This is a genomic window from Deinococcus sp. Arct2-2 (assembly GCF_004801315.1).
GTDB lineage: Bacteria > Deinococcota > Deinococci > Deinococcales > Deinococcaceae > Deinococcus.
In genome coordinates this window covers 23666-45645 of the sequence record NZ_SSNW01000045.1, presented here as the reverse complement: position 1 = coordinate 45645, position 21980 = coordinate 23666, and the positions used below count along the sequence as shown (strand labels likewise).

At 63.1% G+C, this 21980-nt stretch carries 19 protein-coding genes; 14 read left to right on the top strand and 5 right to left on the bottom strand.

Annotated elements, in window-relative coordinates:
- Positions 1–52: 52 nt before the first annotated feature.
- Complete coding sequence (locus E7T06_RS16605; protein ID WP_205750960.1) at positions 53–355, top strand: hypothetical protein; 303 nt, start codon at positions 53–55, stop codon at positions 353–355.
- 27 nt (positions 356–382) lie between these two features.
- Here the strand turns inward: E7T06_RS16605 and E7T06_RS16600 are convergent, their stop codons facing one another.
- Entirely contained in the window at positions 383–853 is a 471-nt protein-coding gene (locus E7T06_RS16600; RefSeq protein ID WP_136366879.1) for an RrF2 family transcriptional regulator, read from the bottom strand.
- A 223-nt stretch (positions 854–1076) separates the two neighbouring features.
- On the opposite strand from E7T06_RS16600, the gene E7T06_RS16595 reads away from it, so the two are divergent.
- On the top strand, positions 1077–2954 hold the full coding sequence (locus tag E7T06_RS16595; protein ID WP_136366888.1) for a chorismate-binding protein: 1878 nt from the start codon (positions 1077–1079) through the stop codon (positions 2952–2954).
- Positions 2951–3655 carry an aminotransferase class IV gene (locus E7T06_RS16590; protein ID WP_136366878.1) on the top strand — a complete coding sequence of 235 codons (705 nt, stop codon included), beginning with the start codon at positions 2951–2953 and terminating at the stop codon, positions 3653–3655. Before E7T06_RS16595 ends, E7T06_RS16590 begins: the two co-directional genes overlap by 4 nt.
- A 369-nt stretch (positions 3656–4024) precedes the next feature.
- Here E7T06_RS16590 and E7T06_RS16585 read toward each other — a convergent pair whose 3' ends face one another.
- Entirely contained in the window at positions 4025–4570 is a 546-nt protein-coding gene (locus tag E7T06_RS16585; RefSeq protein WP_136366877.1) for a DUF6174 domain-containing protein, read from the bottom strand.
- A gap of 126 nt (positions 4571–4696) precedes the next feature.
- On the opposite strand from E7T06_RS16585, the gene E7T06_RS16580 reads away from it, so the two are divergent.
- The 5 genes from E7T06_RS16580 (at position 4697) to E7T06_RS16560 (ending at position 10506) form a co-directional block, all read left to right on the top strand.
- On the top strand, positions 4697–5578 hold the full coding sequence (locus tag E7T06_RS16580) for a 1,4-dihydroxy-6-naphthoate synthase (protein ID WP_136366876.1): 882 nt from the start codon (positions 4697–4699) through the stop codon (positions 5576–5578).
- 168 nt (positions 5579–5746) lie between these two features.
- Complete coding sequence (locus E7T06_RS16575) at positions 5747–7021, top strand: sorbosone dehydrogenase family protein (protein ID WP_168733598.1); 1275 nt, start codon at positions 5747–5749, stop codon at positions 7019–7021.
- Position 7022: 1 nt separating this feature from the next.
- The gene (locus tag E7T06_RS16570) at positions 7023–8453 is read left to right on the top strand and encodes a superoxide dismutase family protein (protein ID WP_136366875.1); all 1431 of its coding nucleotides are present in this window, start codon (positions 7023–7025) and stop codon (positions 8451–8453) included.
- 341 nt (positions 8454–8794) lie between these two features.
- Positions 8795–9733 (top strand): ABC transporter ATP-binding protein, encoded by a 939-nt coding sequence (locus E7T06_RS16565; RefSeq protein WP_064014152.1) that lies wholly within the window; start codon positions 8795–8797, stop codon positions 9731–9733.
- Entirely contained in the window at positions 9733–10506 is a 774-nt protein-coding gene (locus E7T06_RS16560) for an ABC transporter permease (protein ID WP_136366874.1), read from the top strand. Before E7T06_RS16565 ends, E7T06_RS16560 begins: the two co-directional genes overlap by 1 nt.
- 385 nt (positions 10507–10891) lie before the next feature.
- Here the strand turns inward: E7T06_RS16560 and E7T06_RS16555 are convergent, their stop codons facing one another.
- Together E7T06_RS16555 and E7T06_RS16550 are read right to left on the bottom strand one after the other, a co-directional pair.
- Positions 10892–11482 carry an ADP-ribosylation factor-like protein gene (locus tag E7T06_RS16555; protein ID WP_019008293.1) on the bottom strand — a complete coding sequence of 197 codons (591 nt, stop codon included), beginning with the start codon at positions 11480–11482 and terminating at the stop codon, positions 10892–10894.
- 115 nt (positions 11483–11597) lie between these two features.
- Positions 11598–12083 carry a roadblock/LC7 domain-containing protein gene (locus E7T06_RS16550; RefSeq protein WP_136366873.1) on the bottom strand — a complete coding sequence of 162 codons (486 nt, stop codon included), beginning with the start codon at positions 12081–12083 and terminating at the stop codon, positions 11598–11600.
- Positions 12084–12264: 181 nt separating this feature from the next.
- Between E7T06_RS16550 and E7T06_RS16545 the strand changes: the two genes are divergently transcribed.
- Positions 12265–14256, top strand: coding sequence for a phosphodiester glycosidase family protein (locus E7T06_RS16545; RefSeq protein WP_240741120.1), 1992 nt, complete (start codon positions 12265–12267; stop codon positions 14254–14256).
- A 132-nt stretch (positions 14257–14388) separates the two neighbouring features.
- On the opposite strand, the gene E7T06_RS16540 is transcribed toward E7T06_RS16545, so the two are convergent.
- Positions 14389–14934 (bottom strand): 3'-5' exonuclease, encoded by a 546-nt coding sequence (locus tag E7T06_RS16540; RefSeq protein ID WP_136366872.1) that lies wholly within the window; start codon positions 14932–14934, stop codon positions 14389–14391.
- 239 nt (positions 14935–15173) lie between these two features.
- Here E7T06_RS16540 and E7T06_RS16535 point away from each other — a divergent pair, with 239 nt between their 5' ends.
- From E7T06_RS16535 to E7T06_RS16515, 5 genes are all read left to right on the top strand, one after another.
- Positions 15174–16145, top strand: coding sequence for an AAA family ATPase (locus E7T06_RS16535; RefSeq protein WP_136366871.1), 972 nt, complete (start codon positions 15174–15176; stop codon positions 16143–16145).
- A gap of 15 nt (positions 16146–16160) precedes the next feature.
- Positions 16161–19043, top strand: a complete 2883-nt coding sequence (locus E7T06_RS16530; protein ID WP_346763217.1) for a transglutaminaseTgpA domain-containing protein — start codon at positions 16161–16163, stop codon at positions 19041–19043.
- A 50-nt stretch (positions 19044–19093) separates the two neighbouring features.
- On the top strand, positions 19094–19909 hold the full coding sequence (locus E7T06_RS16525) for a hypothetical protein (protein ID WP_136366870.1): 816 nt from the start codon (positions 19094–19096) through the stop codon (positions 19907–19909).
- Between the two features lie 18 nt (positions 19910–19927).
- Positions 19928–20608 (top strand): futalosine hydrolase, encoded by a 681-nt coding sequence (mqnB, locus tag E7T06_RS16520; protein ID WP_136366869.1) that lies wholly within the window; start codon positions 19928–19930, stop codon positions 20606–20608.
- Positions 20609–20734: 126 nt separating this feature from the next.
- Positions 20735–21940, top strand: coding sequence for an acyltransferase (locus E7T06_RS16515; RefSeq protein WP_136366868.1), 1206 nt, complete (start codon positions 20735–20737; stop codon positions 21938–21940).
- The last annotated feature ends 40 nt before the right edge of the window (positions 21941–21980 follow it).

The window sequence follows — 21980 nt, the reverse complement described above, 5'->3', positions numbered from 1 at the left end:
CAACAACCCCACGCCGCCTGACACGCGATTGGGGTAACCGTGGAAACTCTTGGTGGAACTGTTGCCGGGGCTAGAGCTGATAGAAACGAGCGGGCATGTGCCGGGACACCAATCGGTGCTGGTGCGGCTGCCCAACACGGGGGCGGTGTTACTGCCGATAGATGCGGTTCCCTTCGGTGCAGGCTTTACGCGGGATGAGCAGGATGACGGAAGCAACCCGGACGCCGAGGCGATCCGCGTCAGTACCATCAAGCTGCTTGATCTGGTGGAACGCGAGCAGATCGGGCTGGTCATTTTCGGGCATGACCAAGCACAGTGGGCAGGGCTGAAAACGCTGCTGGAGTATTACGATTGAGGGGGCCAGTCCCTCTAGCCGCCCCTTTTACCCGCCCAGCCCCAGCACGTCAGGCCGCATAGGTTCCAGTTGCACCAGACGGGCGTGCTGCTGTCGGTCACTCTGCTCGATCAGATCGGCCAACGAGGTGCCGCCCAATACGTCGCGCAGGGCGGCGTCTACGCGGTACCACAGGTCTTGCGTGCCGCACACGTTCTGACTGTCGCACACGTGGTTGTCCTCTACGCAGGACACCGGGGCAATGCTGCCTTCCATCGCCGTGACCACATCGTAGGCATTGATGGCCGACGCCGCCCGCGCCAAGCGGTAGCCGCCGTGTGCGCCGCGAATACTGCGAATAAACCCGGCCCGGCGCAGGTTGCTGGCGATCTGCTCCAAGTAATGCTGGCTGAGACCTTGGCGCTCTGCCACGTCCTTAAGCGGCACCGCTTCCCCATTTCGGCGGCCAATTTCAATCAGGGCACGAAGTCCGTATTGCGCTTTGGTCGAAACCCACATGGGGGGAGTTTACCCTGAAAGTCGTACAGGAAATAGGGGATTGGGCAGGAACGTGGTGGGTAGATCGTGGATCGTAGAAACTGCCCAAGATTCCTGCGGTGCTTTTGACCTTTCCACTCATCCCTAGCCACTGACCACTCACGGTTTCTCTACACTTACAGCCGTGCCAGACCTCACTCCCCCACTCCTCTCTCCGGCAGCCGTGCTGCTGCGCCTGCGGGACATGCACGCGCCGGGCATAGCCCTGCTGGAATCGCTGGGGCCAGAGGTGGATTACGGGCGCTATTCGTACCTCAGCGCGTGGCCTGTGCGGGTGCAAACTGAACTCCCCGAACGGCCCGGCGGCGGTGAGTTGTTTCCGGCGTGGCTAGGCGGCCTAAAGTACGAGGCGGCGCGGGAGTTTGGGCTGGAAACTCACGATTCGGACGGCGCTTCTGCGTGGTGGGGCTTCTATCCCAGCGGCTTGGTATGGGACAGGCAGGCGGGCACGCTGACGGTGGTGGGCGAGGCCGGGCATGTGGACTGGGCAGCAGTGTTGGCCCATGCTCCAGCTTCCATCCCGACGCTGAAGGTGGGGCCATTCGGTGCCGATGACGTGGCCTATCAAGGCGGTGTGCGGGCCGTACAGGATCTCATCCGGGCAGGCGAGGTCTATCAGGTGAACTTGTCGCGGGGAGTGCGGGCAACGGCGGCGGGCGATCCGTTGGCGGCGTACTTGCGCCTGCGGGACGTGAATCCCAGCCCCTTCATGGCGTTCCTAGATATGGGGCCAGAGGTGGTCGTGTCGTGCAGCCCGGAACGTTTGGTGCTGTGGACAGGTGATCAGCTCTCGGCCCGCCCGATAGCAGGGACGCGGCGGCGCGGCGACACGCCCGCAGAAGACGCCGCACTGGAAGGCAAGCTGCGTGCCAGTGCCAAAGAGCAGGCCGAACACACGATGTTGGTAGACCTCGTGCGCCACGATTTGGGCGCGGTGGCGGCGGCTGGAACGGTGGCCGTGCCCAATTTGATGCTGGTGGAACGCTACAGCCACGTCATGCATCTGGTGTCGGAAGTGACCGCCACCGCCCGCCCTGACATTCGGCTGCGCGACGTTCTGGCGGCCACTTTTCCCGGCGGCACGATTACAGGCGCACCCAAACCCCGTGTGATGCAGGCGATTCGGGCGCTGGAGCCGGGGCCGCGTGGCTGGTACACGGGCGGCGTGGGCATCGTGTCGGGGGCGCGGGTCGATCTGAACATCTTGATTCGCACGGCAGCTTTTACCCATGACACAGCGCAGCAAGACGGGGAAGACGGCTGGACGGTGACGGTGCGAGCAGGCGGCGGCACGGTCATAGACGCCGACGCCGACGCCGAAGCGCGGGAAACGGTGCATAAGGCTCAGGCCCTGTTGGGCGTGCTGACAGACATGCCGGGGCGAGCGGCGCAGGCTCCGGCCTTGCCAGTGAAGGGACGGGCGTGGCAGTCTCCCGCCGCCAGTGCCGCTGCGGGTGCGGGCCTGCGCGTGCTGCTGCTGGACAACCGAGATTCGTTTACGTGGAATCTGGCCCACGATCTGCGGGCGCTGGGGGCGCAGGTAAACTTGCACTCGCAGGACGAACAACCCGAAACGCTGCTCGCAACGCGCCCCGACGCCGTGCTGATCGGCCCCGGCCCCGGCACACCCGACTCTAGCGGCTGCACACTGGCCCTGACCCGGCTGTGTCTGGAACGGCAAATTCCGCTGTTGGGTGTATGCCTCGGGCATCAGGCGTTGGGGCAAGTGTTGGGGGGCACAGTCGAGCGGGCCGCGCCGGTGCATGGCCGCCCGGAAGCTGTGCAGCACGCGGGAACGGGGCTGTTTGCAGGCATTCCAGAAGGCGCAGAATTTGGACGGTATCACTCGCTGGTGGTGCGTGGCCTCCCGCCTAAACTGGTCACTGCCCGCAGCGCCGATAGTTCAGAAATCATGGCCCTGAAAGCTGCCGACGCGCCCGCGTGGGGCGTGCAATTTCATCCCGAAAGTATCTTGAGTCCGTTTGGGCGGGTGCTGCTGGGCAATTGGTTGAAGGAAAGTCGAACGTGGTGGGTGGATCGTGGATTGTGGGAAAACCTATGAAGGTCTTGCCTGCGGTCTTGGACGATCCGGCGTGGTTGCATGGGGCGTCGGCGTTCAGCACGGTTCGGACGCGGCAGGGTACGGCGCTGAATTGGCCCGCACATTGGGCGCGGCTGGCGGGCACTTGCGTAGTTCTGGGCCTGCCCGCGCCTGAAACCGAATTGCCAGCGCTAGAAGCTTTCGCGTGGGGATTGTTGCGCGTCACAGTCACAGCGGGCGGCACCTTTGCCCTGCACCGCCCACTGACGCCCGGCCCACGCCCCACTGCTGGCGTCCGTGTCGTTCTGACCGACATTCAGCCGCACCCGCAACTGGCCGCACACAAAACCGGAAATTATTTTCCCTACCGCCTCGCCGCGCAGCAAGCCACCGCCGCTGGAGCCTTCGAGGGCTGGCTGATGGACACGGCCGGACACGTCGTAGACGGCTCGCGTACCTCACCTGTGCTAGAAATCGCCGGGCGACTGGTGCTTCCGCTGGGCGGCCTACCGGGCCTGACCCGCGCCGCCTTTTTAGATGGGCAGAAGTACGAAACGGGCCTTGTCTCTGCCGCCGAACTGACCGAGGTCACACGCGCATGGATTTGCGGCGCAGGCGTGGGTATCGTGCCCGTGCAGGAAATCTCGGGGCCGGGGCTGCGGCTGGGATTGCCTGTGCAGTGGCCGGAAACGGAGGATTGGGGATTGGTATGGCCGGGGTAGGAACTGGTCTAAGGGTCGAGGGTCTGAGGAAGGGCGGCAAGGCAATCGCTGAAGCTCATTCACCCCCTCCCCAGCCCTCCCCCCTCAAGGGTGAGGGAGCAAAAACCCCAGACACCGCCACCCCACATCGTCCCCGTCCCATCCGTGTGAGGCCGTCATCCGTGCAACGCGCGGGCCAATTCCATGTTCAAGACGACTGGCGATTTCGCTTCAAGTGAGGGATTCAGCCGAGTCAGGACGCGACAAAATCAATCCTCCTGAGCGGACTCGAAGAGCTGCGAAGCAGAGCGACCAACTCCCCTGCACCCTTTGGGGACGGGGGCTGGGGGGTGGGGGACTCCAACGTGGGACAAACCCTAAACCCCGCCCTCAACGCCGCTCAAATCCCGTCACATTCCACTCCCCTTCCCCATCGGCACTATTCGCTTCCTTAATCCCGCTGTACAGCCGCGTCGGATGCCCGTCTTGCGCGTCATAGTCGGTTTCCACAGCTGGGCAAGGCTGCCCCCGCTGATAGGCCAGAGCGTCGGCAATATTCTGGAACAGGTCTTCCACGGTGGCGCGGGCCTGCGCTGAGGGTTCGCCCTCCTCCCCAGCTTTGAGGGCCACACTCTGCACTGCCCCGCCGCTAACCGTGACGCGCACAGCAGGAAAGCGCACGGGCAAGGAATACTGAGCGAAATCGTAGGCGTAGCTGGAGATCGCGGCAGCCTGCCAGCGGGTGCGGGCGGCGCTCAAGTCGGCTTGCAGGCGGTCAAAGTCGGGGCGCATGTAACCTTCAGCGCAGGCCACAGCGCGCTGAACTTGCGGCTCCGTGCTGCCGGAGTTGGCCGACATCGGGCGGGTCATGCAGGCGCTTAGGCTGAGGGCCAGCGCCGCCAACAACCCAGATCGAATCAATACAGAACGGATCATGCGCTCAGCGTACCCAAACCCCCGTGACGCGCCGCTGATGAAGCCTGATTCCGGCCTTCAGGGAACCTTGAAGACTCCTGTAGGGCAAAGACCATTGCCCCGCTGCTGTGGGCGTACCCTGACCCCATGACCGACGCCGCCCTCCCCCCTGTTTTGCAACTGGGCTACTCCTTTTGCCCCAACGACACGTTTATTTTTCATGCGCTGCACGCGGGCCTCACGCCGTCGCCTGTGCCTGTGCAAGAGGTATTGGAAGACGTGCAAACGCTGAACGACTGGGCTGTAGAAGGCCGCCTGCCGATTACCAAGATCAGTTACCGCGCCTACTTCGGCGTGATGGACAGGTATGTGGCGCTGCGGGCGGGCGGCGCACTGGGCCGGGGCGTGGGGCCGCTGGTGGTGGCGCGGGATGGAACGGCTGGCTTGGATTTGAGTGGCATGGATTTAAATGGCAAGGTAGTGGCTTCTCCCGGCGCACTGACCACCGCCGAACTGCTGTTGCGGGCCGTGTACCCAGACGTAAAAGTGCTGAGAATGCGTTACGACGCCGTGATGCCCGCCGTGGAGCGCGGCGAGTGGGAAGGCCAAGCCGTAGACGCGGGCCTGATTATTCACGAGTCGCGGTTTACCTACCCGCAGCACGGCCTAAGCAAAGTGCTGGATTTGGGCGCGTGGTGGGAAACCGAAACTGGGCTGCCGTTGCCGTTGGGCGCGATTCTGGTGCGCCGCGACCTGCCCGTCGAACTGCAATTGGGCCTGAATACTGCTGTGCGCCGCAGCCTTGAATATGCCTACGCGCACCCGCAGGCCGCCACCGACTACATCCGCGCCCACGCCGCCGAGATGTCGGACGAAGTGATGCGGGCGCATATAGACTTGTACGTCAACGAATTTAGTTTGGATGTAGGCGAAGAAGGAGAACGTGCCGTAAAGGAACTGCACCGCCGGGCTGTGGAGCTGGGGGCCGTATCTAAAACTGACCTGCCGCTCTTTATCGCTAGGAGTTAAGACTTCAACTTACTCTTATCAAAGTCAATTGGAACAGACCAGTTTGAAACTTAAAGGCCGTCCCAATCCAGCTTTGAGAGGAGGCTTAGGCATTACTCAGAAGGTGTCAGAAATCAGGTTTGATTGTTTCGGGCGTGTGTGATGCTGCCTTTTAGGAGGCTCCACAACATGCCTAGACCCGTTTTGACCGCTCTGACGGCGGCCCTTGCTCTTGCCAGCTTTGGCCCCGTTTCGACCGTACATGCTCAGCAACCGCCCCCAGCCTTGCTGCCGCCCGTGCAGCCGCGCCCGATTGCGCCGCCCGACCGCCCCGTGACCGTGACCGCCACGCGCAACGAGCCGACGCCGCTGGAATTTACGATGGACAAACTCGCCCGCCTGACCGTGCCCGAGGGCTTTACCCTCAGCGTGATGGCGACCGGACTGGGGAACGCCCGCATGATGCACGTGATGCCCGACGGCGGCATTTACCTGACGCGCCGCCAGCAAGGTGACGTGTGGTACCTGAAAGACGTGAACAACGACGGCAAAATCGAGGCCGTGGAGCGCAAGCAAGTTGCCCAGAACATCAAAGCCGCGCACGGGCTGGATGTGAAAGAAGGCAAATTGTACGTGGTGGGCGAGAAAACCGTTTGGGTCATGACGATGGCGAAAGACGGCACGCTCAGTGTGCCCCGCGTGTTTGCCGACGGCTTCCCCGATGCAGGCCAGCACCCCGCCCGCACGATTCACTGGGGGCCGGATGGCTTCCTGTACGCCACCTTCGGTTCGACCAACAACGACGCGCCCACCCTGAACCCCGAAGAAGCGACCATGCTCAGAATCAACCCGGCTGGACAGATTCGGGAAGTGTTCGCACGCGGTTTGCGCCACACCATCGGCTTTGGCTGGCATCCGGTGACCAAAACGCTGTACGGCTTCGATCAGGGCAGCGACTGGCACGGCGACAACATTCCACCCGAAGAGATGAACGTGATCCTGCGCGGCAAAAACTACGGCTGGCCCTTTTGCTACGGCGACAAAAACCCAGACCCTTACGTGAACGTGGGCAATATACCCGGCAAGATCACCAAGGCCGACTACTGCGCGGGCACGCAAGGCAGCACGCTGAACTACACGGCGCACGCGGCAGCCATCGACGCCAAGTTCTACACGGGCACGCAGTTTCCCGCCGAATTTCGCAACGATGCATTCGTGGCCTACCGGGGATCGTGGAACCGCTCCGAACCCAGCGGCTACGAAATTGCCCGCGTGAACTTTGACGCCGCCAACAAGCCCACCTCCATCACGCCCTTTATTTCGGGCTTCGTGTTCGAGGAAAACGGCGAATGGAAGCAGTTTGGCCGAGTGGCTGGCATAGCCCAGTACACCGATGGCAGCCTGCTGTTTACCGACGACCAGAGCGGCGTCATTTACCGCGTGCGCTACACCGGGGGGAACTGAGATGCTGCTGAAACGGGTTAAATGGACGGCACTGGGTGTACTGACACTGGGGTTGGCGGCAGCAGGCGGCGCAGAAATGGTGCAGATGATGGCCCCGGCCACCACGCCCCTGACGGCCACCGCCGCCATCGTGGACGCAGAGGGGCAGGCGCAGGGCACGGCCACCTTCCGGCAGGCAGGCTCGGCAGTGGCCGTAACGGTAGAAGCGCGGGGGCTGACGCCGGGGCAACACGGCATGCATGTCCATGACACGCGCAAATGCTTGCCAGGTATAGACGCCGCCGTGAATGAAGTGGTGGCGTTCGGCGCGGCTGGCCCCCACTTCGATCCCGCCATGAGCGGCAACCACGACAGCTCCACGGCGGGCAACAAGTACGGACACGGCGGCGACCTGCCCATGCTGACGGTGGGCGCAGACGGTGTGGGCCGCGCCTCGTTCATGTCCGACAAGATTTCCCTGACGGGCATGGACGGGATTCTGAACCGCACCCTGATCATTCACGAGAAGCCCGACGACTATAAGAGCGATCCGTCGGGCATGACCGGAGCGCGGGTGCAGTGCGGCACGATTTTGCGCGGCGCGGTGGCGACCCGTGACTACCCGCTGCCGGGCGTGCAAACCTTCCCCGAAGGCGTGACCTACGACGCCAAAAAGGGTGTGCTGTACACGGGTAGCGCTGCCACCGGAGCCATCTATACGGTGAACGCGGCCAACGGAGCCGTGAACCTGTTCAGTGAGGGCGGGGCACTGGGCCGCAGCAGCGCACTGGGCCTGAAGGTAGACAGCCAAAGCCGCGTGTGGGTAGCAGGCGGCGCGGCAGGTACGGTCAGCGTGCTGAGTCCGAACGGCACACCCGTCGCCATTCTGGAAACGCCCAAGAGTCCTAATCCGTATATCAACGACCTCGCGCCCGCCGCAGACGGCAGCGTGTACGTCACCGATTCCACCCGCCCCGTCATTTTCCGGGTGTCGCCCGACCTGAAGCTGAGCGCGTGGCTGGATCTGGGCAACACGCCCATCAAATACGGCCCCGGCATCAATCTGAACGGCATTTTGGCGACCCCCGACGGGCGCTACCTACTGACCATGCAGCTGAACACGGGCGACCTGTGGCGCATCGACCTGCGTACCAAGGCCGTGAAAAAGGTGATGGGTGGCCTGACTCGCGGCGACGGCATCTTGCTGAACCCCGCCGACCCGCGCGCGCTGTACGTGGCCCGCAACGCAATGGGCGTGGTCAGCAAAGTGAGCCTCAGCGCCGACTCGGGTACAGGCACATTGGTTGCAGAAGAACCCTTGCAAGGTCTGCGCTTTCCCGCCACGCTAACGGCGGTGGGCGGTGATCTGGTGGTCACGCAGAGCCAACTGAACAAGCTGATGGGCGGCACACCGGAAACGCCCTTCCGCCTGACACGGTTTAAGGCCTTCTGAGCCAGTAAACAAACTCAGATCAAGCGAGAGCCGGGGCTGATGCTTCCGGCTCTTGTGGTGTGGTGATACGGAGATGGAAGGTGAACCCCCCCGTTGCTGGCGCAACGCCCCCCCTTGAGGGAAGGACAACTGCTGTTGCGCTCCCCTTTAAGGGGGGCTGGCTGCGCAGCAGACTGGGGGGTTTACACGCGGCGTACCCGCCCTAACCACCATCGCCAAAGCTCCTCAATCCCCTTTCCCCGCCCCACCACCATGTCTTTTTCTACCTTCCCCTTCATGCTTTGGCCGATGATGGGGGCAGTGTAAGAACTTGGTGGACTTTATTAGGTTAGGTTAGGCAAGTGACTAAGCAAGGTGCGCCCGCACTCCCAGCCATCGAGGTGCGCGGGTTGGTAAAGCGGTACGGTTCCAACACCATCCTCGAAGACGTTCACCTGACCGTAAAGGCAGGCGAAGTGTACGCTCTGACCGGCCCCAACGGTGCAGGGAAAACCACCCTCATCCGCTGCCTCACCGGGCTGGCTTTTCCCACCGACGGCGAGGTGAGGCTGTTGGGGCGCGACGTGCATACCGACGGCACCCGCGCCCGCGCTTATCTGGGCGCAGTGGTGGAGGCTCCGGCCAAGTTCTACCCCCAGTTTACGGGCACGCAAAACCTACAAACCCACGCCAATCTTGCAGCGATGGCTCCCGGCGGGCGCAAAGTCAGCCGTGACCGGATTCGGGAAGTGCTGGCCCTGCTGGAACTGACCCGTATGGCCGACCGAAAAGTTCAGGAGTTTTCGCTGGGGCAGCGGCAACGGCTGGGCGTCGCTTCCGCTATTTTGGCCGAACCCAAGGTGCTGATTCTGGACGAACCCACCAGCGGTCTCGATCCCCTCGGCATCGGCCTGATTCACCGCATCGTGACCAGCCTCGCGACTAGCGGGTGCGCCGTGATCCTGAGTACCCACCACCTGCGTGAAATTGCCACATACGCGCATACGGTGGGCATCCTGACGGGCGGGCGCATGGTAGACACGGTGGATTTGCGGGCGCGGCAGGCGGCCTACCGCTTCCGGGTAGACGATCCGGTGGGCGCGGCCTCGGCGCTAGAGCGGCTGCCATTCGTGCGCCGCGTGAGCACCCGCACGCCCTACGCCATCGCCTATCTGGGCGGCGAGTCCCGCGTGCCCGACGCTTTGGCGCACCTCAGCAACGAGGGCATCCGGGTCTTCGAGGCCAGCCCTGACCATTTCGACCTGTACGAGTACTACCGCGAGCGCGTGGAGCAAGCCTGATGCTGACCCTGATTACCCTCGAGTTCCTGAAATTGCTCGGTTCCCGCAGCGCCCGCCTCGCCCTGATCGTGTGCTTTGTGCTGCCGCTGCTGTGGGCCTTTGCCCCACGCCTAGAAGTACTGATGAAGGTGGCGGTGGTCAGCGGCTGGCAGATTCCCGCCATCAGTATCGGCATCGCTGTACAGTTCCTGATTCCGCTGTTTATTGCCGTGACGGTGGCCGAAATGATCGGCACAGAGGTCAGTCAGGGCACGTTGGCCCCGCTGCTGCTGCGCCCGGTAGACCGCACCACGGTCATTGCCAGCAAACTGATCGTGGCCCTGTCTTATCCGGTGCTGCTGGTGGCCGTTACGGTCATCGGATCGCTGCTGGCGGGCATTCCCAGAGGTTACGGGGAGTTTACGGGCGGCACGGGCATGGGGCCGGGGCTGTTTGTGGGCGTGGGCACGCTCAGCAGTAATCAGGCGTTTGCCGAAGTGCTGCGCGGCAGTTTACTGGCCGCCATCATGCTGATGCCCATTGCTGCCCTTGCCCTGCTGTACGGCGTGCTGCTGCTGAATACCGCCGCTGCTGCCCTCGCCACGTTCGCCACCCTGAACCTGATGCGCCTGCTGGTGGTCTTCCCCGACACCATCCAGCGCGTGCTGCTCACCAGCCACCTGAACCTGTACGCCCAGCAAACCGACATTACGCAACCGCTCATTTTGCTGATTATCTATACGGTGGGCTTTGGGCTGATGGCTGTGTTTGCCTTTGACCGCCGGGATGTTTGAGGGCTGTCGGTGGTGAGTGGGCAGTGGTGAGTGGGAACAGATAAGAGCGTGAGACCCCTGCCTTCGGGTGGGGGTTTTGCTTTGGGACGGGATCGCGGCGGAATTGCCCCCTCTGCTGACGCAGCTCTGCGAGCCACCCCGCTGCTGTCGCAGCGCCCCTCTCCCGTAGGGGGCGAGGGCTAAAGGCAAGGGCAGGAATGTGGGGCTTTTAGCTCCTCACCCTTGAGGGGGGAGGTTGGGACTCGCAGAGCTGCGAAGCAGAGGGGGTGAGTGAGCGCCAGCGATTACCCCTCCACAATCCACCTTCTCCAGCCAATGTCCAAAAAAAGCCCCACCAACTCGGCAGGGCCACAACTCCAATCCTTTATCTGTTCCTATTCACCACTTACTTATTCTGAGACAAGCGCTCCAGCACCAAGCGGCTCACAGTTTTCAGCGTCTCGAACACGCCGCCGCCGAGGTGTGCGGTGGCTTCGAACAGTTGCAATTCCTGACGGGGATCGATGACCGAGCGGATCATGTTGGTGGGCAGGGCGTCGGGCAAATCGCGCTTGTTGACCTGCAACACGATGGGCACGTCGCGCACGTCGATGCCGTGTTCTGCCAGGTTTTCGCGGAGGTTACGCATGCTTTCGGCGTTGGCCCGCAAGCGGTTGGGGGCGCTGTCGGCCACGAACACGATGCCGTCTACGCCGCGCAAAATCAGTTTGCGGCTGGCGTTGTAAAACACTTGGCCGGGCACGGTGTACAGGTGAAAGCGGGTCTTGAAGCCTTGAACCGTACCCAGATCAAGGGGCAGGAAGTCGAAGAACAGGGTGCGCTCGTCTTCGGTGGCGAGGCTGACCATTTCGCCGCGCAGGTGGGCCGGAACCTTGCCGAACACGTGCTTGAGGTTGGTGGTCTTGCCGCTCATGCCGGGGCCGTAATACACGATTTTGCAGTTGATTTCGCGGGCAGCAAAGTTGATGGTACTCACAGCGGAGCCTCCGGGTGCGGGCGCAGGTCAAGACACTGGCGCGGGTGAGGGGAAGGGAGGCGGGCGGACAGCACAGAAAAGGCGGGAGACACGGTGAGGGGCAGCGTCATGGGGGTCATCCGAGAAGATCGTCGAGCAGGGCGTTGGCCCCTTTGGAGAAGTCCGAATCCAGTTGCACGGGCGGAATGTCTTTGAGTTCTTCCAAAATGGCGGCGAGTTGCACGATGGACTTGCGGGCGTACACCTTGACCTTGCCCAGCGGCACAGCCACGTCGAAAATCAGGGTCAGGAGCGCCTGATCGCCCACCGATTCCACGTACAGCGTGCCGTTCTCGCCCTGATGGGTCTGCTCGCTGAAGGTGCGCTCGCCCAGCATGTTCGCCAGTGCAGCAGTGGCGGCGGCGTTGCTGGCAACCAGCGTCGCCACACTGTCCAGCGCGGGCGGACGTGGTGCCCACAGCGCTTCTTTATGAGACAAAACGAAGCCTTTGCGGTCTACCAGCAGCCCGTAACGGACGCCAGTCACCTCCAGTAACTCCTCTAATAAACGGTCAACACGGGCAAACGCGTCTCCGTACAGGGCAAGTGAGGGTTCAATCATGACGCTTTGCAGTATAGGAGGCGTCCGGCACAATCTTCTGACGTTTTTGAAAATAACGTGAGAAATCTTGCAGGCTGGGGCGCGTTTCTACGTTACTTGGCACAGTTTAAATGGGGGCGGTGGGGGGGGTACGGCCTTCCTCACCCGGCAGTCAGCACCTGAACAGTACACTCGCCCCCGTATGGCGCGGATGCAGAGTAAGCAGGGAAAAAACGGAAGGCGCGGGCTGTGGTTGACCTTGTTGGTACTGGCCGCCAGTGCTGCGGCGCGTCCGGTGGCAATTGGGGGCGTGCTGCAAAGTGCGGCGCTGGAAACGCGGGTGCTGGGCGTCGTAGAAAGCATCGCGGTGTGGACGCTCCCCCGCGTGGGCGTCAGTGTGCGGAACGACCCGCGTGATGTGCGCTTGGTGTACGGCGCACGGGAACTGCGCTACCGACCCACCGAAGTTAGGGGCACGGGTTTGGCAGGCGCGGGCTGGACAGCTGTAGGTTTCTCGCTGACCACGCCTTTGCCCGCGCCTGAAGTGGTGAACGGCAGCTTGCATATTTCGTTGCAAGCCTTGCAACTGTTGGGTGTGCGCCTGCTCTCGGACGCGCCGGATGTGCTGGATTTTGCCGCGCCTGCCGTGATTCCCATCAGTACGCTGCCGCCTTCGCCTGTGGCTCCGCCTCCGACAACCCCGGTGCCAACGGCTCCTGTTGCCAGCCCAACGCCGACTCGCCCCCCACTGACCGAGCTTCAGCCCCTGCCCACGCTGCCCAGCCCGGTTCAGCCGCCTGCCATTCAACCCATCATCGTTCAGCCGATTGCTGTCCAGCCGCTGCCCACCAACCCAACCTTGCCCGCCCTCGCCCACCTCGATACCGTGCGGGTCAGCCGCACCCTGCATCGCAAGGTAGAGGTGCAGCGCGTGGTGCTGGAACTGAGCGCCCCCGCCGCCTACAGCTTGGTTCGGGAAAAAACGGGCCTGAGCGTGACCCTGCCCCGCGTGAGTGCCACCGCCAGCGCACAGGAATTGCCCTCAGGCGACCAATTGAGCATAGAACTGGGCGAGGCCGGAACCACCGTGCGCCTGAACACGGGCGGCGGCACCAGCACACTGTTTACGCTGGACAACCCTGACCGCGTAGTGATCGATACGACTACGCAACTCGATACGTCGGTGCCGCCGCCGATTGACCCGGAGGCGCTGCCTGCTGGCGTGACTTACCGCCAAAAAGGAGGGCTACACCTGCTGAGTTTCGATGCGGCCCTGTATCAGCCGCGTGTGGTAAGTGCGCCCAGCGGCAAGGCGTCGGATGTGGCGGGCTTGGTGCGGGGCGTGGGCGGCGTGGCAGGCGTGAACGGCGGGTATTTTGATCCCGGCAGCGCCCTGCCTGTGGATTTGGTGGTGGCGGGCGGCCTGATGACGGCCCCGAGCTTGGAGCGCCGCGCCACCATCGGCTTTACCGCGCAGGGCGGCACGTTGTTCGGCTACCCCAAGCCGCGCTACCTGCTGGGCGGGGCCTTTGGCAGCCTGACTGTAAACAGTGTGAGCAGCAAGCCGCGCCCCGATTTGCTCACCGCCTTTGTGGGCAACGGCAGCACGCCTGTGGGTGCAGACAACCTGACCACGCTGTATGTGGGCTTGGGCGGCAGCACGGTGCTCAGCGCCCTGACCGGACGGGTGACGCCGCCTGCCGGAACCCTGACCGTCACCTTTGACCCCGCCCGGTTTCCCCAATTGCCGCGCACTGCTGGGCAGCCCCTGAAGACCACCCTGAGTTGGCGGGCCGACGACGCACCGTGGAATACCGCGCTGGACGCCCTGAGCGCGGGGCCGCTGCTGGTGCAGGCCGGTCAGGTGGCCCTGAATCCGGCCCGCGAAATGTTCGATACGGGCACGAATCTGTGGCGGGCGACCCGGCAGGTGGCGCTAGGTGTCATGGGCGGGCAACCCACCATCGCCTACTTCGAACACGGCACGCCCGAGAGTTTTGCCGCAGCCTTGGCCGGAGCAGGCGTGCGCGACGCCGTCCGGCTGGACAGTGGCAGCAGCGCCACCGCCTACCTGACGGGCGGGTATGCCAATTTGGGCGCATACCTGAATACGGTCTGGAGCCGCCCCGTGCCGAACGCCATCGTGTTTGTGCCCCGCACGCCTCCAGTGTCGCCGGAACTGTCGCGGCGTTAAACCGGTAGGGGGCAGTGCTGCAAAATCCGGCTCAGCTTGTGGGAGAACCCCCCCGTTTCTGACGCAATGCCCCGCCTGAGAGGTGGGGAAAAGCTGTTCTTAGACCCTTAGACCAAACCCCCGCAAATCGCCCTAGCGACTCGCCACCTTCAACCGCTCCATCAGTTGCACGAACGCCTGCGCCGTGACCTGCACATCTCCGAACGAGCGGTGGCGGCCTCCCTCGGCAAAGGTCAGATTCAGGCGCTCGGCCAGCACACCTAGGTTGTGGGCGCGTTCGCGGGGAAAGGCGCGGCGTGAGAGTTGTACGGTGCAGTATTCGGTGGGCGGTGCCCAAGTCAGGCCTGCCCGACGCGCCGCCACCCGCACGAAGCCGTTGTCGAAGGGTGCGTTGTGGGCCACGACGGGCAAGTTGCCTACAAACGCCAAAAAGTCGGGGAGTGCCTGTGCAATGGTGGGCGCACTCCTGACCATCGCGTCCGAGATGCCGTGAACTTGCTGCGCCCGCCACGGAATCTGTAAGGTGCCGCCGCTTTCACTGGTGGGGCGCACCAAGGTTTCAAACTTCTGGCTCTCGTCCACGCGCCCGTCTACGATCCTCACCGCGCCGATTTCTACGATGCCGTCCCGTTCGGGCGACAGGCCAGTGGTTTCAAGGTCAAACACGACAACGTTCATTGGGTACAGCGTAGCGCCTGGAGAAGGGGAATCGCGTTGCTCACTCACCCCCTCTGCTGGCGCAGCGGTCAGGCGTGCTCATGCGCGTCCGTTCTGACCAAGAAGCTCTGCGAGTCCCAGCCTCCCCCCTCTCATGCGGAGCTTTGCAAGCCAAGGGTGAGGAGCGAACAGCCCCGCCGCATTGATCCCCGCCCTATGTCGCAGTTCTGTCAGAGGCGGGCGGCTAGGCTGCGTGCTATATGACGCGTGCCGCCGTTTCGTTCTCTACCGGGTCTGCGCCTGCCGGGTCACACACCACACACAGTCAGGCTTTGGCCGCTGCCCTCGCGCAACTGGACAACGTGATTTTGGGCAAAAGCCATCAGGTGCGCCTTGCGGTGGCCTGCTTGCTGGCGCGGGGGCATCTGCTCATAGAAGACCAACCGGGCGTGGGCAAAACCACGCTGGCACACGGCCTCGCCCGCACGATGGGGCTGGCGTTTCGGCGGGTGCAGTTTACGGCAGACCTGCTCCCCACCGATCTGCTGGGCGTGAGCGTTTGGGACGCCGCCGCTGCCGAGTTCCGCTATCACGCTGGCCCCATTTTCTCTGAAGTCCTACTGGCTGATGAAATCAACCGGGCCACGCCCAAAACGCAGGGCGCTTTGCTGGAAGCGATGGAAGAACGGCAAGTCAGTGAAGGCGGCGTGACGCGCCCATTGCCCGATCCATTTTTTGTGATCGCCACGCAAAACCCGGCAGCGTTCGTGGGCACGTCGCCCCTGCCCGAAGCACAGCTAGACCGCTTTTTGCTGACCGTCACTTTGGGTTACCCCGACGCCCGCGCCGAGCGCACCCTGCTGGAAACGGGCGGGCGGGTGCTGACGGTGCGCGACTTGCCGCCCGTACTGAACGCGCCCCTGCTGACCGCCATGCAGCGTGAAGTCGACGCCGTACACGCGGCGGCTCCGCTCCTCGATTATCTGCAACTGCTGGCCCGCGCCACCCGCGAGCATGGAGCCCTCACGGCGGGCCTGAGTCCACGCGCACTGCTGGCGCTGTTGGCCGCTGCCAAAGCGTGGGCTTACTTAGCGGGCCGCCGCATGGTGCTGCCCGAAGACGTGCAGGCCATCTTTCCGGCGTTGGCCGCCCACCGCCTGCCTGTGCGTGACCCCAGTGTGACAATCGGGGACGTGATGGCCCGCCTGCTGGCCGACACGCCGATTCCTTAACGCGGCGGTCTGCTCTTGCCTCAGTCTGCCGTGTTCAAACCCGCCCTGTCCTATCGCCTGCGCCCCACCCGCATGGGCGTCGGCTTTTTGCTGCTGACCCTGCTGACGTTGGTGGGCTGCGTGAACTACAGCCTAAGCCTCGGCTACGGCGCAACCTTCCTGCTGGCAGGCGTGTGGGCCGTCACCGCAGGCGGGGCGATGCGGGCGGGGCGTGCCTTAGCGGTCAAGTTGGACACGCCGGGGGAAGTGTTCGCGGGAACAGAAGTGATGTTGACTGGGCACGCGGCAGGACTGGCGGGCACGCCCTTTGAGGTGCGCTTGGGGGCCTCTGCCGCGACTGGACGCACTCCGGCAGATGCAGCGGGCCGATTTACCCTTAGGCTTCCCGCCCAAGCACGCGGCCCCCTCACCCTGCCGCCCGTGCAGATTGCGGCTTACGACAGCCTCGGCCTGTGGCGCTGGGTGCAGGTTTTACTGCTCGCAGATGTGGGGTTGGAAGTCCTTCCTGCCGTTTTTCCGGCCCCCGAACAAGGCGCACCCACGCCGCCGACCCGCCGCACCGGGGCCGCTGGCGAAGGCCAAACCCGCACCGCTGGCAACGAAGACTTTTCGGGCTTGCGGGCCTACGTGCCGGGAGACTCGCCGCGCCTCGTGTCTTGGAAACACGCCGCCCGCACAGGCACGCTGCTGACCCGCGAATTCGACGCCCCGGCGGGGACAGCCCTGATGTTCGACTGGGCAGATACGGCAGCACTGGGCAATGCAGAAACCCGGCTTTCCCGCCTGAGTGCTTGGATCGGCGCGGCGCGGGCGGCTGGCCTGCCGTTTGGCCTGACTCTGCCGGGGCAAACGCTGTCAGTGGCCGCTGGAGAAGCCCACGCACGGGCGGCACTGACGGCGTTGGCGCTGCACGAGCCGTTGCCTGCGCCCCTGCCCGTTCCCAAAGTCCCCCGCGTTGCTCCACCCTTGCCTGCCGAATCCTTGCGGTTCACGCTGTTTGGGCTCGCGATAGCCCTCGCGCCGGGAGTGCTGCGCCAACCGGTATGGGTATCGCTGCTGACCGCGCTTTTGCTGGGCTACACGGCGTTGCAGACCCGTCCTGTACAGCTTGGGCGGCTTCCACGCCACATTCCGAGTTGGCTGCTGGGCATCGCGGCAGGGTTGGCGGCGGTGGCCCTGAACGCCGAATACGGCACGTTGCTGGGCAGTGAAGCGGGCACGGCTTTACTGGGATTGTTGGTGGCCCTCAAAGCCGCCGAATCTCGCAATTTGCGCGACGCCCGCTTGTTGGTGCTGCTGGGCTTGTTCGTCACGTTCACGCACTTTCTGCATGGGCAGGGGCCGTTGGTGGCGCTGCACGCCCTCCTCAGCGTGACCCTGATGCTGGCGGTGGCGGGCGTGTGGGTGGTTCCAGACTCGGGAGCACCAGAGGCAGAACAGACAGAATCCGGCCCACTCCGAACGGCGGTCAGAGTCGTGACGCTGGCGCTTCCACTGATGCTGGTGCTGTTCGTGCTGTTTCCGCGTCCAGACGGCCCGCTGTGGCAGTTGCCCCTTCAAGGCCGCGCCCAAACTGGGCTATCAGATGAAATTCGCGCCGGAGAATTCAGCGACCTGGCCCGCAGCAATGCGGTGGCCTTCCGCGCCGATTTCAGTGCTGGCCTCCCCGCGCCCCAAGACCGCTACTGGCGCGGCCCAGTCTTCGAGAGCTATGACGGTTTGGCTTGGAGTCAGGCGCGGCTGCGGGGAGCGTCGCCCAGCATAGAACCGACTGGCCCGGAAAGCGCCTACACCCTGACGCTGGAACCCAACGGCAAACCGTGGCTGCTGGCGCTGGACGTGCCCACCGAACTGCCCCCCGGCGCGTTCCTATCTACGGCGTTTCAGGCGGTGAACCCGCGCCCCACCACTTCCCGCGCCCGCTACGCGATACGCAGCCGTAGCGCCCGCTTAGGCGTGCAGGACAGCACCGAACGCCTGAATTACGATCTACTGTTGCCTGTGGGCCAAAGCCCACGCGCCCGTGAATTGGCAGCCACTTGGGCTGGCTTGGCCCCAGAAGCGCGGGTAGAAACGGCGCTGAACTACCTGCGAACGGGCGGCTTCACCTATACCCTCAACCCGCCCACCCTGCCCGAACAAAACCGCGTAGACGCCTTTTTGTTTGGCGCACGCACCGGCTTTTGCGAGCATTACGCCAGCGCCTTCGCCTTCCTGATGCGGGCGGCGGGCCTGCCTGCCCGGATCGTGGGCGGCTATTTGGGCGGTGAAATCAACCCGGACGGCGGCTACCTGATCGTGCGGCAGCAAGACGCGCACGCTTGGGTAGAAGTGTGGCTGGCAGGGCGCGGCTGGACGCGGGTAGACCCGACAGCGGTAGTGGCACCGGCCCGCCTGAACACCAACCTCAGCACCGCCCTGACCCGCCCGAACGCCACCCAAACTGCGCCGCCCAGCACTTTTGCCCGCCTGCGCCTGCGCGTAGATGCCCTTCAGAACCGTTGGAACGATACGGTGGTGGGCTACAACGGCGAGCAGCAACGCAGCCTGCTGGGGCGCGTAGGACTGGGGCAAGTCGGGGCCGCGCCGTATGTGTTGGCCCTAGTGGGTCTGATCGCGCTGGCGTTGGTGCCCGCCCTGCTGGTGGCCCGCCGTGCTGCACGGCCCCAAGACCCCGCCGCCCGCGCCCTGCATGACCTGACCGTGCGCCTGCGCCTGCCCCGCGCCCCCGGAGAAACCGCCAGCGCCTACGCGGTGCGCGTGCAGCAGCGTTGGCCCCAGTCGGCAGAGTCGCTCAGCACCTTTTTAGCTGCCTACCACGAAGCCCGCTACTCACCGGAAGCTTCGGCAGAGCAGGTCAGGAAGTTGCGGGGGCTGCTGCGGAAGGTAAGGCGGTAGGAGAGGCAAAGAAGTGAGCCTCAGATCTGACATTCTGATTGAATGGCCGTATGGCGAGAAACTTGATCTGGTGTGTTCCTGTGCTTTTGATTGGCTTAAGCGGGTGCGGCGAAGGCTACCGAGAGTTGACGCTCACCGAGCTTCAGCCGCTCTACGTTTCAGTTCCTAGTGCGCCGTTGCCCGATTTGACCTCATCGCCTTTGGGTGAAAACTACGTCCCCAGCGGAACGGTGATGGACTGGAAAGCCAGCGCACCTCTCAAAATTTACAGCGACATCAACAGGCACGGTCAACCTGAGGAAGCTGCCGGAACAATTTCACCTGTGGGCACTTTAAGCATTCAAGAACATCTACTCCTAAGGGCAGAGGCTCCACGCGCCCTTTCAAAAACGTTTGGGGCGCAGCAAACAGCCACCAATTACTGCGGCATCAACAACGTAAAGGCCAGCGGCGATCCTGAGGTGAGAAGCGCCAGCAGCTCTTATTCCTACTATCTGAAGGACATCGCGGAGCTGGCACAGAGCGCAAGTTCTCCCGCACTTCAACCTCAAACGTCTCCAATTGCCCAATATGGGCGCATTCAGTCAGCCGAACTGAATTCAGGCGAGTATGCCCAACTGATGTGGACACCCGAAGACGTCACTATAAAAGTGGAAACCGAGTGCATTCAGGGCACCGAACAGGTAAACGGTTCCCGGAATATCTCCCAGACCAAGATATTGATTAACCTCAAGCTCATTCGTGGTTGGAATGCCTTAATCAGAGAATATAGAAGTGAATTCACTGCACCCAACGGGGTTCATGTCAGCTCTGTTGTTTGGTCAGCCTTACCAGCAGAGAAATTAACGAGATGGAAGAAGTTTTAGGCCTATGCTTTTGCTCAAATGAAAGTCCTGATTATCGTAGCCACAGCGGGCGAAGCGGCGAGGCTGGCAGGCGTACCCGCACATGTGGTGGTCTGCGGTGTGGGCGCGGTGGCAGCGGCCCTGAGTACCCAGCAAGAGCTGATGCGCGAACCCTACGATTTAGCCGTCAGTGCGGGCATCGGCGGCGCGTACCCCGGCAGCGGATTACAGCCCGGCGACCTCGCCATTTCTAGCCTGATGGCACAGGCCGACTTGGGCGCTGTAGACGGTCTGCCGGGTCAGGAAACGTTTTTGTCTTTAGAAGAATTGGGCCTCAGCGTGCAGCCTGACCAGTCCTCCGATCAGCCTAACGGGGGGATATTTCCGGCATGGCACGGGGCACAGGCTCTGGCCGAACGCCTCCAGTATTCCGGGGTGCAACAGTCTGGCCTGCGCGTCGGCTACGGCCCCGCCCTCACGCTGTCCACGGTGACGGGCAGCTTGGCTGTGGCCCACGCCCTCGCCACCCGCTTTCCCGGTGCAGTGTGCGAAGGCATGGAAGGTGCAGGCGTGGCACACGCGGCCTTACGGTGGGGCGTGCCCGCGCTAGAAATACGCGGCATCAGCAACCCGGTGGGGCCGCGTGACCGGGCAAGCTGGACATTGGCCGAGGCATTGGCTGCGACGAGGCGGGGCGTGGAGGCATTGCTGGGGTGGTGAGTCAGCTAAAGCCGGTGCTTAACGTTTCCTTAGCGCTCTCATTTCTACCCTTTCTGAAGATGCAAAGCGAGCCTGCGGAGAACGACCCTGATCGCTCTGGCCGCTCGCCTGCACTGGGGGGACGAGATGCAATCTCAAACTCAACGGCTTCATGCCCTGACCAGCCTGAGATTTTTCGCCCCCCTGATCGTAGTGCTGTTCCATTTTGCGCCCTTCTTCACCTACCCACCCGGCATCAAGCAACTGATCGGCATGGGGCCAACTGGGGTCGCCTTCTTCTTTGTCCTCAGCGGTTTTATTTTGACGTACACCTATGCCGCCAAATTCAGCGGCAGCGTTAGCATCGGTCAAATCAAGTCGTTTTTGCAGGCCCGGTTCGCAAGGGTGTATCCCATGCATCTGTTCACATTGCTTGCCATTACGCCACTGACGTTATATTCCCTGACCCATGCCAGCGACCTGTTTTCCGCCCGCCAATTGGCCGAAAGTGGCTCAGCGGTAGGCGCATCATGGGTAAAAGAGGCGCTGTTGGTGCAGGTCTACAGTGTCGGTTCTACCAGCATCTGGAACTCGCCTGCTTGGAGTATCGCCTGCGAGACTTTCTTCTATCTTGCCTTCCCAGTCATTATCATACTTCTGGCACGGCTTTCACCCCGCGTCAATCTGTACGCCGTGATGATCGGTTTGGCGGCTGTTCAAATTGCTGTGCATATCTGGACGGTGCAGGTGCACTTGGCATCCACAGCACCAAGTCTAGACTTCGCCTTTACCTCGGCGTTGCTGCGGGTGTGGGAATTCATCATCGGCTGTGTATTGGGCGTGGCCTATTTGCGGGGGCGGGCAGGCGAACAGAAGTACACCTTAAGCACGCGGGGCCGTCATACCACCCTGCTGTTGGCGGGCGCGGCCATCGCAGGAGCGGGCGTCTTCAAATTTTTGGGCGAGCGCGGCAGCGCCGAACTGTGGCCCCGCATTCTGAATGAAACCATGCACGCTTATCTGGCCTACACGCTGCCTTTTGCCGCCATTATTTTTGCTTTCGCTTCAGGCCGCACCCTGTTGTCACGCCTGCTCGAACACAAAACGTTGGTTCTTCTCGGAGAGGCCAGTTATTCGCTGTACATCATCCATTGGGTTGTGTACAAGACGCTAGAACTACTGCGTGACGACGGTTATCCCGTGCCGCAGTGGGCCGCAGCTCTCGTGGTGGTAGGGTTGGTGGGCCTCAGCGTCATGACACTCAAGACTATCGAGATGCCCGCCCGCAACTGGCTGCGGCCCAAGCAACCATTCAAGACAAGACTGAATGTGCGGCCCACCTCTGCCGAGTAGCCCGCACATTCTGGTAATTTAAGCTGCACAGGAAATGGGC

Excerpts from the sequence above, each read along its gene's own strand:
- E7T06_RS16600 (WP_136366879.1), bottom strand. The coding sequence starts at position 853 with ATGTGGGTTTCGACCAAAGCGCAATACGGACTTCGTGCCCTGATTGAA.
- E7T06_RS16595 (WP_136366888.1), top strand. The coding sequence starts at position 1,077 with ATGCACGCGCCGGGCATAGCCCTGCTGGAATCGCTGGGGCCAGAGGTG.
- E7T06_RS16590 (WP_136366878.1), top strand. The coding sequence starts at position 2,951 with ATGAAGGTCTTGCCTGCGGTCTTGGACGATCCGGCGTGGTTGCATGGG.
- E7T06_RS16585 (WP_136366877.1), bottom strand. The coding sequence starts at position 4,570 with ATGATCCGTTCTGTATTGATTCGATCTGGGTTGTTGGCGGCGCTGGCC.
- E7T06_RS16580 (WP_136366876.1), top strand. The coding sequence starts at position 4,697 with ATGACCGACGCCGCCCTCCCCCCTGTTTTGCAACTGGGCTACTCCTTT.
- E7T06_RS16575 (WP_168733598.1), top strand. The coding sequence starts at position 5,747 with ATGCCTAGACCCGTTTTGACCGCTCTGACGGCGGCCCTTGCTCTTGCC.
- E7T06_RS16570 (WP_136366875.1), top strand. The coding sequence starts at position 7,023 with ATGCTGCTGAAACGGGTTAAATGGACGGCACTGGGTGTACTGACACTG.
- E7T06_RS16560 (WP_136366874.1), top strand. The coding sequence starts at position 9,733 with ATGCTGACCCTGATTACCCTCGAGTTCCTGAAATTGCTCGGTTCCCGC.
- E7T06_RS16550 (WP_136366873.1), bottom strand. The coding sequence starts at position 12,083 with ATGATTGAACCCTCACTTGCCCTGTACGGAGACGCGTTTGCCCGTGTT.
- E7T06_RS16545 (WP_240741120.1), top strand. The coding sequence starts at position 12,265 with ATGGCGCGGATGCAGAGTAAGCAGGGAAAAAACGGAAGGCGCGGGCTG.
- E7T06_RS16540 (WP_136366872.1), bottom strand. The coding sequence starts at position 14,934 with ATGAACGTTGTCGTGTTTGACCTTGAAACCACTGGCCTGTCGCCCGAA.
- E7T06_RS16535 (WP_136366871.1), top strand. The coding sequence starts at position 15,174 with ATGACGCGTGCCGCCGTTTCGTTCTCTACCGGGTCTGCGCCTGCCGGG.
- E7T06_RS16525 (WP_136366870.1), top strand. The coding sequence starts at position 19,094 with ATGGCGAGAAACTTGATCTGGTGTGTTCCTGTGCTTTTGATTGGCTTA.
- mqnB (WP_136366869.1), top strand. The coding sequence starts at position 19,928 with ATGAAAGTCCTGATTATCGTAGCCACAGCGGGCGAAGCGGCGAGGCTG.
- E7T06_RS16515 (WP_136366868.1), top strand. The coding sequence starts at position 20,735 with ATGCAATCTCAAACTCAACGGCTTCATGCCCTGACCAGCCTGAGATTT.